The following is an 11,639-nucleotide window of genomic DNA, read 5'->3' as shown; positions in this document are numbered from 1 at the left end:
AACCAAGTCCAACAACTCCGCCATGCGAAGCGGGTCGGCGATTTGTTATTTCCAATCGTCGAACCTCTGCGCATTTTGGAAATATGATAATTCGGCAACAGGCCCTTCACCTGTGAACGCAGCTATTCGGCCAAACGTCCAAGCCGCAGACGCCCCATAGTTCAGCGGCGTCTGCTGTCTTTCCATTTCAGCATACCAATCTGCAATAGGGAGGATACCGGACTCCAACTCCAGAACAGTTGTTACGCCTTGCATCGCCTGCATACGCATGTCGCCCAAGTTCATTCCGTGTGCATGCAAATCGATGAACCCCAGCGCCACTACAAGATCATTTGCATCGATCTCTACCGAACCGTCCATGGCGAACTCGGAGATCGCGTATATCTCGCCGCCGTTGATCCCGAGATTTCGGATGGCGTCCAAACCTGTCTCCGGATCGATGATCCGCCCGTTCGTTATGACTATATCGTAGTCCTGCGCTGAGCAGGTCGTGGCAATAGCCACAAGAATTGAAGAAACGAATGTGCGGTACATGAGCTTGACCTCCGTGTCTCCAGCGTAAGGCGATAAAGGAACAGATCAATTTATTGTTTTGGCTAGGTTTGCTTTTTCTGCTTTCCGCCCAGCGCAGCCATCTAGGCAAATGCACCAATGTCTTGTTGGAACCCAAAGTTGGCTCCAGTCGCCGTGGCAAAGAGCCAGTCGCTGGCGCATAAGTATTAACTTGATGGTCGAGTTGGCTATATCGAAGCAAGAGTGGTGATGGGTGCTACGGTTTTTGTGACAACACCTGACCTCGACTTGTAAAAGAAATCCCTTGAGTGCCGCTTCCGCCGACCATGATTGCTTCAACGATGGGGGGTAGTACTGGCACTTCTGCCGACCAAGTAACTATGAAGTTCGCACCAATCCCGTCTCCGACGCTACCAATGGGTACAAGCGCATTCATCGACCCAAATGGCATCAGTTGAACGGGCTCATTTATGAGAGTTTCCAGAAGCTGCCCTGCTCTGTCGTAATATTCGACACGCTCAACTTTGATCTCTGATTGAAGACTTGTGTTGTGCACAACTAGCGTAGACGCGAGCGGTTCGCTGCGCCCCTCCTGCGTAAAAACTCGCGAATAGGAAGGAACATAGATGACCTGGGATGTTACACTCTCTGAAACTTGTGCGAATGGAAGGCTTGGTGCGGTAGTCAACGAAACCAAAATCACTGAGAATGACCAGAAAGATCTTCGGGATAAAAACTTCATATAGGCGCATGCTCCGTTTCTTCTGTCGTCAAAATGAGCATATGGATGACAAGATTCGGCGCAAGAATATGTCCGCTTTGTCCGCAAAGCGGTCGCTTAGGAAAAAACTGCGAATGACCACTTCGAGTCCAAAGCGGAATTGCTTTGCCACGAACATTGGCAGCTAAAGAAACGCAAGTAACTAACTCCGCGGATATGAAGGTGACCGTTTGCTGAATGCGCGACAGGGTTTTGAGCATTACCTTTTTAGTTGTGCGTGTATGCCTGTACCTGTGCTTTCTATTCATTAAGGCTTTTCAAAATCTGACGAATGGGCTGACAGAAGCAACCCACCGAGCTAACTTCATTGCAAAGAGGAGGGGTGAATGGGAAGACGTCTCACGACGGTATTGGCCGCCGACATTGTGGGCTATTCCGCGCTGATGGATCAGGACCGTACTGGCACAGTCGCTGCACTAAAGACCTTCCGCGAGGACACGTTTCTCCCGATCGTGGAAGATACCAATGGTTCACTGATCAAAAGCATGGGCGACGGCTGGATCGTCGAGTTTCAATCACCATCTGAAGCAGCAGCTTGCGCGATTGCAGTTCAGTCCGCCCACAAACCTGACCACATCAAACTGCGCATCGGGGTTCACACAGGGGAAGTGGTAACCGATGGCGATGACATTTTCGGCGACGGCATCAATGTTGCGGCGCGTCTGGAGGCTCTCGCGAAGCCGGGACAAGTGCTCTTTTCAGATATGTCACATAACAGCCTTGACCGTAACGATGCGGGATTATTCGACGGCGGAGAGCAAACCGAACTGAAAAACATCACGCGGCATGTTGGAATCTGGTGTTGGCCAAAGGGTACGAAAGCCAATCTCGCGATCAAAGCGGATGTGAGGCCGGGAATCGCAGTGCTCCCATTCGACAATATGTCGGGTGATCCGGAGCAGGAGTTCTTTGCCGATGGCATAACGGAAGACATCATAACTGAGCTATCTCGGTTTCGTTGGTTGATGGTCGTCGCACGAAACTCTTCTTTTGCTTATAAGGGGAAAAGCACGGACATCCGCGACGTGGGCCGCGACTTAGGGGTTCGGTATGTACTGGAAGGCTCCGTTCGGCGTTCCGGGCAGCGCGTCCGCATCACGGGGCAGCTCATAGATACCGAAAATGGGAGCCATTTGTGGGCGGACCGCTTTGACGGTGTGCTCGACGACATCTTTGATCTTCAAGATCAAGTCACCGAAGACGTAGTTACAGCTATTGAACCATCGGTGCGGCACGCTGAAACAAATCGTGCGCGTGCAAAACCCACCAAGGACTTACAGGCATACGAGCTCTACCTCCGAGCTTTATCACATTTCCACTTGCTGACTGACCAAGACAACATAGAGGCAATACGACTGACAAAACTGGCTTTGGATCGAGATCCGGAATACGCCTCCGCAGCGGGCTTGCTAGCATGGCTTCATATCCAACGTCTTGTGCAAGGTTTGGAACCTGTAGATCAGGGACCCAAGTCAGCTGTCGCGGCCGCAGAGCAGGTGCTGCGGAGCGATCGCGCGGACGGCATTGCAAAGGCTTATGCCGCGCATTCGATCTCTATGCTGGCACAAGACCTGTCCCGCGCACGGACAGCCTTTAAGGAAGCATTGTCGGAAAATCCCAACGCGGCGACGGTCCACATGCTCGCCGCTGCAAATCTTTATTTGCTGAATCGCCCTGACAAGGCGCTGGAACATGCAGTCCGGTCTGTCGAACTCAGCCCGGGTGATCCATTGCGGCACGCCGCTTTCATGGGACAGGGTGCCGCCTTGTTTCACTTGGGACGTTATGAGGAAGCCGCGCAGGCCTGTCGCGAAGCCTTGTCTGTGCGTGCAACCTTCCTGATGAGCCACCTGATGCTGATTGCCTCGCTCGCCGAGCTCGATGACATAGATGCGGCAAAAACAGCGGCTGTCAAATTGAACGAAATCGCTCCGAATGCGGCTTCGATAACCGAGACAACACGTTTACCATTATTCTCTATTCCAACCTGCGCTGATCGCTGGCGCAGCGGGTGGAAAAAAGCAGGTTTGCAAGTGTGAAGGCAAAGGGCACCCCCCCGGTTCCGACAACCATGCATTCGGTAAAGGATATTTCGCCTTTGTCTTGAAAATCAGTCGCTGACCAAAACTCTGCCTGGCTGGCCCTCCTCATGGACACGGAACACCAAAATGGTTGCCCCTTCGTCCCCTGAGCGAGCGGTGTGCACTTTTTTCAACGGAACGACGCCTACGTCACCTGAAAAAGCTTCTTGTTCGCCTTCGCCGTCTAGGATGAGGGTGACGCTGCCCTGCAGAATGTAGGCAAATTCTTCACCGGGATGCCAATGCATTGGTAAAGTGAGGTTTGGTGGTAGGGCAACATGGCTCACGACAACCTCCAAGCCCTCAGTGCTTTTGAGCGACTCGGTTAGCAAGTCCTGAATAAGCGGTTTTTGCAAAGTCGCTGGATCCCGCACATCGTGCGACATAGCCGCTGCGGCACCAGTCACGACAATCAAAAAAGCAAATATGATTGGTTTCCACATCTAATCCCCTCCTACTTTTAGAAGATGATGGCATTGGGACCTTTTCGAAATCAATGCTGGTGTGTACGCGGTTAACTGCGGCGTTCCAAATTGTTGTGTCAAAGGCTGTTCCAGGGTCCGCAAAGTTCGCGGAGCGCTTTTTAGTGGACGGTGCGGCGAGTGGCGGCTTAGTCCGCAGAGCAGTCATTCGTGCCTGGCGCAGCGAATGTCCACTTCGAGCCCGAAGCGGACGTGCTCGCGCCGTGCCCATCTCACCTCAAGTACGAATACTTTCGCTCCAAGTTCTGGCTCCGCCAAAAGGAATGGCCTGAAGTCCGGAGACTGCTCCACGTCGCGAACGGCTGTGGTACCTTTCTTGGCGAAGTGTCGTGCCGAGAGGAAAACATGTTTAGAACGAAAGCCTTTTCGTGCAAGCATTGCAATCAAATGATCGCTTGAAATCAGGCTAAGGAAAAAATGAACGGCGCTCAATCACTCGTAAAAACCCTGTTGAACAATGGCGTGGATACTGTCTTCGCAAATCCCGGCACCTCGGAAATGCACTTTGTCGCTGCCTTGGATGAACACCAGGAGATGAATTGCATTCTTTGCCTGTTCGAAGGAGGAACGACGGGTGCGGCGGATGGGTATTTTCGCATGAAACGTGATGTTGCCGGCACGCTGCTGCATCTTGCGCCTGGCTTTGGCAACGCATTTGCCAATCTGCACAATGCAAGGAAAGCAGGGTCCGGGATCGTGAACATCGTGGGTGATCACGCAACGCATCACCTCCGGCACGAAAGCCCTTTGAAGGGAGACATCCTCGGTATCAGCCAAGCGGTCAGTCATTGGACGCGAGTGTCATTCAATGCCACCGATGTAGCTACGGATGGAGCGGCAGGGGTTCAAGCAGCCCGCGCGCAAAACGGCCAGATCGCGACCCTTGTCCTGCCTGCCGACACAGCTTGGAACGAAGCGAACGCAGCGGCAAACCGTTTGGACAACAGAGAAAGACTCCATCGACCGTCAATAGGCGAGATAGAGGCCGCGGCAGCCCGTCTTGTGACGCCGAACGCCGCGCTGATGATTGGCGGATCAGCCCTGTTTGGACCGCAGCGTGAACTAGCCGGACAAATTGCCGCCGCGACGGGGTGCCGGTTGTTGGCCGATACTCTGATACCGCGCATTTCCAAAGGCGCAGGAACAGCAAAGCTAGACCAACTGGTCTATCCGATATCGCCCAAGATCGCTCAGCTTGATGCAACGTCTTCGATCACTCTGCTTGGCACAGACAGGCCAGTCGCCTTTTTTGCCTATCCCGGGAAACCAAGCGTACCTGAACCTCCGTATTGCCCCATTACCGACTTGTGTACGCCCACAGATGATATCGAGTGGACGCTGCAATCGCTCGCCGACGCGGTCGGGGGCACAAGCAAAACGGTGGCAGAAACCCATCCGCTCGATCTGCCGGACATTCCCAGCGGGCAATTGACCCTCGAAAAAGTTGGTTTGGCGTTGGCAGCACTGATCCCGGAAAACGCGATCATCTGTAATGAGGCCGTGACGTCCGGGTTTCACGTCATTCCACCGACAGCCACCGCTCGACCGCATGATCTACTCGCTGGCACCGGCGGAGCGATTGGGCTATGTTTGCCTTGCGCAACGGGTGCGGCCATCGCGTGCCCGGACCGACAAGTTATTGCCCTGACTGGGGATGGTTCGGCCATGTACACGCTACAATCTCTGTGGACTATGGCACGGGAAAATCTCGACGTGACCGTTATTGTGTTTGCAAACCGCGGCTATCAAATTCTGCGCGATGAACTCACAAATGTCGGTGTAGCGAGCTATGGTCAGAATGCTCAGGCTATGTTTGACGTGGAGAGCCCGACACTGGACTGGGTATCTCTGGCGAAAGGCCACGGTGTTTCTGGGACACGCGCAGATGACATGGACAGCTTTGCGAAGGCGCTCTCTGCCGGTCTCTCCAGCGACGGGCCATCTCTGATCGAAGTTGTGTGTCCCCCGCCGGCATGAGTATTGTGACACGGAACCTGAAGAGCAGATGAGACTTGGGGTGCAAACTGCGGATCGGTATAAGTTGATGCTGTGAAAAGACTTTGCGATGGTTCAAACGGCGGTGAAATTGCCGTTTTGTCCGCGCAGCGGTCACTGATGCTCTGCGCAGCGAACGACTCCATCGAGCCCAAAGCGGTCTTTCGGTTTTGGACAGGACGCCCCGCTTACAGAAGCCACCTTATCTGAGGCTCGTTTCAACGATTCCTATTCAATGGTTTAGCATTACCGCCGGCCAAAATCCTAGCCGCTCAAACGTGGCGTATTTCGCTCCTAAGTTTGGTTTGGGTAATCGCCTTGCAAAACTTTTCCGCGAATAAACACTGTAGGTGGAACTGGGAAATTGGGAGACACGTTTCGCTCTCCACGTGTTACCCGTCAGTCATAGAAGCGGAATTCATTTCCTTTTAACGCAGGTCACCCAATCCCTGTTATGCACTCGGCCCGAAGATAGACCAGCCTGTTGCACGAACTAACTCCTGAAATGCGATGGATGCCAAATGGGAATTGCCCTTTGGGTCGAGCCCGGGGCTCCAGGCGACTACAGATGCGATACCAGGTACAATGCACAAGATTCCGCCACCAACACCGCTTTTCGCTGGAAGGCCAACACGGAAGGCGAACTCTCCCGAGGCATCGTAAGAACCACACATCATCATAAGTGCGGTTACTCTTCTGGCTCGCTGTGCGGACAATACTGTGGCCTCGGTGGCCGGATTTTGACCCGCCGCGGCAAGAAATCGACCTGCTAATGCTAACTGTTCACAAGTCATGGCGATGCTACACTGGCGAAAGTACATAGACAGAACATCTTCTACGGGTGCCTTTAGGTTGCCTTCCGCCTGCATGAAATGCGCAAGAGCGCGGTTTCTGGACCCAGTTCGCATTTCAGACTCTGCAACTGACGCATCGACCTCGATCGAGTTGTCCTGCGAAAGCTTTCGGCACAATGCCAAAAGGTCGTTGACTGCTTCATCAGAAGAACGGTCTTCGAGTAGAACATCGGCCACTATGATCGCACCGGGGTTGATAAACGGGTTCCTTGGGATTCCGCGTTCGTGTTCAAGCTGAACGATTGAATTGAATGGATCCCCGGAAGGCTCCCGGCCGACTCTTTGCCACAAAGTGGCACCAACCTGTTGCAGCGCGAATGTGAGCGAGAACACTTTTGAGATGCTCTGAATTGAGAATAGCGTACCCGCGTCCCCAGCGGAAATTAGCGGGCCGTTGATTGGTGCAATGGCAATACCGAATTGGTTCAGATCAACTGTGGCGAGTTCCGGAATATATTGCGCCACTTTCCCCCTCTCGGACATGCCGGCAATGCGATCTGCGATATCGTCCAAGACCTCCTGAAGCCTTTCGTTCTCAGTGATTTCGAGCATCGGCATGGATCTCCTCCGTCCAGACAGTGTGATCTACACCCTTACCCAGCTCGGGAAATTTGCTTGCGACAAAGCGAGGTTCAAGGTTCTGTCGGCGTTGCGAGAAATAATCCACCGTTAGTTTGTAGACGGTGCCAGACAGCAGTACTATTGCCACCAAATTGATGGTCGCCATTATTCCCATGGCCGCATCTGCGAAATTGAACACTGTGGCAACGGCTTGCACCGCGCCCCAGACAACCATTGCAAGGCAGCCAAATCGCAAGATGTAAATCGGCACTCTCCCTTCCAATTTTAGGAACGTCATCGCGTTTTCGGCATACGAGTAATTCCCAAGGATGGATGTGAAACCAAAAAAGACGATAGCAATTGCGATAAAGTGGCGGCCAATTTCTCCAAGATGGACCGCAGCCGCGTCTTGAGTAAGTCGCATTCCGGTGGGCCCATCAATTTCGATTGCGCCCGACAGAAGAATTAGAAGTGCAGTGGCGGTTGCGACCAATATCGTATCCACAAAACATCCAAATGCCTGGACGAAACCTTGACTGGAAGGGTGGTGGGGATCAGGTGTGGCAACCGCTGCAATGTTCGGTGCTGAGCCCATGCCCGCTTCGTTTGAGAAAAGCCCTCGTTTGATACCGTTAAGTGCAGCAGCCATGACGCCTCCTGCCACGCCTCCGGCAGCTTCCTGGAGGCCAAATGCCCCTGCAACAATCGACCACAACATAGTTGGCACTTCGGAAATGTTCAGGACTACGACAACGCAGGCAAGCAAGAGGTAAAGACCCGCCATGAGCGGCACGACAATCTCCGCAAACTTTGCGATGGTTCTTATTCCACCGAAAATTACCACCGCTGCGGCTGCAGCTAGCGCTATGCCAACGACCAATTTGTTCAACCCGAACGCGCCCTCGAAAGCTTCAGCGATCGAGTTGGATTGGACCGCGACAAAAACCAAACCAAAGCTGACAATCAGGCAAATCGAAAAAATGACTCCAGCCCAAGGAGCATTCAAGGCGTTGGCCATGTAGAACGCTGGGCCTCCTCTGAACCTTCCGTTGGAAGATGTGACTTTATAGAGTTGGGCCAAAGTGCTTTCAGAATATGCAGTGGCCATTCCAACCAATGCCACGATCCACATCCAAAAGATGGCACCTGGACCTCCTAAGGTCAGAGCTACGGCTACGCCAGCCAGGTTTCCGGTCCCAACCCGGGAGGCCAAGCTTACCGACAGCGCTTGAAAAGGAGTAATACCTCTTTTGTCCGTGCTCTTAGCAGAAGTGAGTACACGCACCATTTCCCCAAAATGAAGAAACTGAAGTGCGCCAAGACGAATTGTAAAAAAGATACCGGTTCCAAGAAGTCCGTAAATTAGTACGTAGTTCCAAAGAACCGTGTTTATGCCATTAACCAATGCTTCCATAGCACGCCTCTTGATAATTCAAGCTCTTCCCGGAAGACAAAAACAGTCTGCCTTTTTTTCATCATGCACAAAGATGCGAAAATTGTCAGGAATAAGCTGCGCGGTATCACTAAAAGGTTGACGTGGATAGCACTGAAATTGAGGCACAGGCATATAATTACGTATCCATTTGGTAATTCGCTCAGCAGTAGTTCACGCCAAGTGCTGCGAACGACAGCGTCGAACCCAAAGAGGCAAATGCTGCGCTTTATGCGACTGTCACATTTGATTGGATTCTTCGGAAAGCGGCAAAGCGTTCGTTCAATCCCAGTGCAGCCGACGGCTGCTACTAGCACAAAGCAGAAATGCTTGAAGGGCAGCGTGCTCTTAAGTTGTCCCGCGCTGTTTCAACTAGTTGCAGATAGGCAATTCTAGTGGCCGTTGTTTAGGCAAGGAAGCTCTCCAACTATTTATGATCGGTTGGAGGCTACTTTTGGGCCAGAACTTTGGTGCGCCTATTGCTTGCAAGCAAGCTGCGTTCCAATAAACTCCTGCTCGCGATAGTGATTTCCCCTTTTTCACAGCCTTAGCGACAGCATTGATATCCTTGGATTCCGGGTAGATATACAGGGTCGTCGGATTCCCTTCCACAAGCGCCAATATCTCTTTTGAGGCAGACTGTGACCAGGTTGTGCAACCATTGCTACGACCACCAGTGTAGTTCACAAGTTTTCCGTAGGGGACATAGCCGTCGTTGTCTGCATGAGTGCTTCGAGGATTTTTGAACCTACATTGCCACTTTAGGAAAACAGCGGGATGGCCTCCAATGGCGCGCTCCCGAGCATTGCTCGTTTCTCCTTCCCCATCAAACAAAAGAAAGGTGCGGTAGAACGGCTGCGTTTTGCCGGAATGACTGTAATAACCTTTGAAGGACGTGCGGGTTTCAGCCGTCACATAGGCACCTCCGGCGGTAAGTTTAGATCCTTCTGCATTGCTGAAGTTCTTCGCGCATTGCCGACCATTCGAAAAATTGGCGCTCTTTAGTTTTCGGCCATTTCCATAGCCGGACGAAACCGCTCGGAAGGAATTTTGTGACTCGCAGATGACGTAAAACCGCTTCGCGGGATTGCCGTTTCTTGCAGTGCTGGGGCGGGTTGCATCCTTGGCAAGGTAGCAGGGGTTCCTTACTTCGCCTCGTCGTACTTTCTCTATGTAAAGCGCTCGCGCCCTGTTCAAAACGATCGGCGCGATTTGGCCGTCGCCCGTACCCACGTGTTTTTGTAACCACACTGGGACATCTTGCGATGTCGCTTCGACGCGGTCTGGGAGGGCGCCCGCCGAGATGGCAATTGTAGTGGCAGTGAGTGCGAGACGGAGTGAATTCGGTAGCAACTGGATATCTCCTGCTAGAATGTCCTCCGGGCCAGTCTAACACAGTTCTTGCACTTGACGACGCCAGCCAAGTGTACCAACAAAGCTTCGTGTTGCCACAAATCCCACACTACGTTTTTTGGGGGAGCGAACATTTTTGCCAATTGGGCTGCGATGTTGCGTAGAATTCTGGACATTCAGAGTTTAGCTTCCAAATAAATGCTATGACCACACGTCGAAAGTTCATGTTGTTAACCGCAACCGCAATGGCTGCTCCATACATAGCGCGGGGACAAACGGTAGCGCTGAATAATGTGATAAGCGGTCTGCAGCCGTTGCATTCACTTCAAATTCAACGCGGAGATGACGTCATTTTCGCTAAGACTCAACAGGGTGCAGGCCTAGACAGGCCAGCTAACATAAAGTCCTGTTCGAAAAGCATTGTGGCTCTGTTGCTTGGGACGGCGGTCGGTCGGCAGGAAATCCCATCTTTAGACGCCACCCTGCGGGAGGTCGCACCGCAGCTCTTGCCTTCTAATGCTACACCCGGCTCCGAAAGTATAACCATGGAGGACCTGGTGACGCTGCGAGCCGGTCTCGAAAGAACCTCTGGCAGTAACTACGGGGAATGGATCAGCTCTCCTAACTGGGTCGCGGATGTATTGACACGGCCGATGGTTGCTGAGCCAGGACAACAGATGCTCTATTCCACTGGATCAACTCATGTTCTTGGTGCAGCGTTGACCGAGGCTGCCGGCCAAAGTCTTTTGACGCTCACGCGTGAGAGGCTGGGAGTACCTCTTGGTATTGAGATACCTGCTTGGACGAGAGATCCACAGGGTTACTACCTAGGAGGCAATGAGATGGCGATTACTCCAAAGTCGATGTTGAAGATCGCGGTGTTGCTTCGGGACCGCGGGGCCTTTGCTGATAGGCAAATTATTCCTGAAAGCTGGTTCTTGGAATCGACCAAGCCATATGGCCGCTCGGCTTTCTCTGGGTTAGACTATGGGTATGGTTGGTTTCTGACCCCTTCGGGTTATGCTTTGGCGCGTGGGTACGGAGGGCAAATTTTAGCTGCTCATACTGACCGAAACCTAGCCGTAGCAATCACATCTGATCCTACTCGTCCTGCTCGTTCCGGAGGATACTTTGGAGAATTGGTAAGATTATTGGACGGTCCAATCTTGAACGCCACCTAATTAGAACTTTCTAAGGAAGTCGCCGAGTGCGCTACAAGGGTCAATATCCGCAACGGGCGCGTAGAGCATTAATGTCGTCGAGTTTCCTTGATTGAGCCCCATCTAGTTGAGGAAATCGACGCGGAATTTAATGGCCACGTCGACAATCCGCCACCGTTGCCATAACCGTCGCTGTATCAATCCCCGCCATCTGACCATCGGTGACCGCCGAGATAACCTTCAGGATGAGCGTGATCGGCAGGCGAACGGGGTCGATTGGGGTCTGCTTTAGCCCTGTGGCTATGCAAAACTCTCGGGTCAAAACACGCTAACCCGCTCCTCTCGTAAAGTGGGAGGGGCACCCCACAGAACCCGTTATAATTGTTAACGGGTGGTTCGGGTGACTGGGGCATAAACGGGGGCATTT

At 52.7% G+C, this 11,639-nt stretch carries 10 protein-coding genes; 4 read left to right on the top strand and 6 right to left on the bottom strand.

The genetic code is table 11. The features are described 5' to 3' along the window. Positions 1-45 precede the first annotated feature (45 nt). Both ALB80_RS05475 and ALB80_RS22880 read right to left on the bottom strand, forming a co-directional pair. Positions 46-534 (bottom strand): amidohydrolase family protein, encoded by a 489-nt coding sequence (locus ALB80_RS05475; RefSeq protein WP_050602996.1) that lies wholly within the window; start codon positions 532-534, stop codon positions 46-48. A 235-nt stretch (positions 535-769) separates the two neighbouring features. Then, positions 770-1,255 (bottom strand): DUF3124 domain-containing protein, encoded by a 486-nt coding sequence (locus tag ALB80_RS22880; protein ID WP_083445196.1) that lies wholly within the window; start codon positions 1,253-1,255, stop codon positions 770-772. 389 nt (positions 1,256-1,644) lie between these two features. On the opposite strand from ALB80_RS22880, the gene ALB80_RS05470 reads away from it, so the two are divergent. Then, the gene (locus ALB80_RS05470; protein ID WP_050602995.1) at positions 1,645-3,333 is read left to right on the top strand and encodes an adenylate/guanylate cyclase domain-containing protein; all 1,689 of its coding nucleotides are present in this window, start codon (positions 1,645-1,647) and stop codon (positions 3,331-3,333) included. Between the two features lie 71 nt (positions 3,334-3,404). Here ALB80_RS05470 and ALB80_RS05465 read toward each other — a convergent pair whose 3' ends face one another. Beyond that, positions 3,405-3,818, bottom strand: coding sequence for a cupin domain-containing protein (locus tag ALB80_RS05465; RefSeq protein WP_050602994.1), 414 nt, complete (start codon positions 3,816-3,818; stop codon positions 3,405-3,407). Between the two features lie 456 nt (positions 3,819-4,274). On the opposite strand from ALB80_RS05465, the gene ALB80_RS05455 reads away from it, so the two are divergent. Further along, positions 4,275-5,834: an acetolactate synthase large subunit gene (locus ALB80_RS05455; protein WP_050602992.1), complete on the top strand. Its 1,560-nt coding sequence runs from the start codon at positions 4,275-4,277 to the stop codon at positions 5,832-5,834. A gap of 470 nt (positions 5,835-6,304) precedes the next feature. Here the strand turns inward: ALB80_RS05455 and ALB80_RS05450 are convergent, their stop codons facing one another. From ALB80_RS05450 to ALB80_RS21745, 3 genes are all read right to left on the bottom strand, one after another. Continuing rightward, positions 6,305-7,264 (bottom strand): glutaminase, encoded by a 960-nt coding sequence (locus tag ALB80_RS05450; RefSeq protein WP_253276818.1) that lies wholly within the window; start codon positions 7,262-7,264, stop codon positions 6,305-6,307. Beyond that, positions 7,242-8,681 (bottom strand): sodium:alanine symporter family protein, encoded by a 1,440-nt coding sequence (locus ALB80_RS05445; RefSeq protein ID WP_050602991.1) that lies wholly within the window; start codon positions 8,679-8,681, stop codon positions 7,242-7,244. The genes ALB80_RS05450 and ALB80_RS05445 overlap by 23 nt, the downstream gene beginning before the upstream one ends. A 390-nt stretch (positions 8,682-9,071) precedes the next feature. Then, positions 9,072-9,950: a murein L,D-transpeptidase catalytic domain family protein gene (locus ALB80_RS21745; RefSeq protein ID WP_216597662.1), complete on the bottom strand. Its 879-nt coding sequence runs from the start codon at positions 9,948-9,950 to the stop codon at positions 9,072-9,074. Between the two features lie 305 nt (positions 9,951-10,255). Here ALB80_RS21745 and ALB80_RS05435 point away from each other — a divergent pair, with 305 nt between their 5' ends. Both ALB80_RS05435 and ALB80_RS22875 read left to right on the top strand, forming a co-directional pair. Further along, complete coding sequence (locus ALB80_RS05435; protein WP_050602989.1) at positions 10,256-11,233, top strand: serine hydrolase; 978 nt, start codon at positions 10,256-10,258, stop codon at positions 11,231-11,233. Between the two features lie 130 nt (positions 11,234-11,363). Continuing rightward, positions 11,364-11,504, top strand: coding sequence for a hypothetical protein (locus tag ALB80_RS22875; RefSeq protein ID WP_083445193.1), 141 nt, complete (start codon positions 11,364-11,366; stop codon positions 11,502-11,504). Positions 11,505-11,639: the final 135 nt, after the last annotated feature.

The organism is Ruegeria sp. 6PALISEP08 (assembly GCF_001238295.1).
Lineage (GTDB): Bacteria > Pseudomonadota > Alphaproteobacteria > Rhodobacterales > Rhodobacteraceae > Ruegeria.
Note: the sequence above shows the minus strand (reverse complement) of the source record. Positions and strands in the feature narration are given on the sequence as shown.

Bases quoted from the DNA above. Each gene is read 5' to 3' on its own strand.
- ALB80_RS05475 (WP_050602996.1), bottom strand. From the start codon at position 534: ATGTACCGCACATTCGTTTCTTCAATTCTTGTGGCTATTGCCACGACC.
- ALB80_RS22880 (WP_083445196.1), bottom strand. From the start codon at position 1,255: ATGAAGTTTTTATCCCGAAGATCTTTCTGGTCATTCTCAGTGATTTTG.
- ALB80_RS05465 (WP_050602994.1), bottom strand. From the start codon at position 3,818: ATGTGGAAACCAATCATATTTGCTTTTTTGATTGTCGTGACTGGTGCC.
- ALB80_RS05455 (WP_050602992.1), top strand. From the start codon at position 4,275: ATGAACGGCGCTCAATCACTCGTAAAAACCCTGTTGAACAATGGCGTG.
- ALB80_RS05450 (WP_253276818.1), bottom strand. From the start codon at position 7,264: ATGCCGATGCTCGAAATCACTGAGAACGAAAGGCTTCAGGAGGTCTTG.
- ALB80_RS05445 (WP_050602991.1), bottom strand. From the start codon at position 8,681: ATGGAAGCATTGGTTAATGGCATAAACACGGTTCTTTGGAACTACGTA.
- ALB80_RS05435 (WP_050602989.1), top strand. From the start codon at position 10,256: ATGACCACACGTCGAAAGTTCATGTTGTTAACCGCAACCGCAATGGCT.
- ALB80_RS22875 (WP_083445193.1), top strand. From the start codon at position 11,364: ATGGCCACGTCGACAATCCGCCACCGTTGCCATAACCGTCGCTGTATC.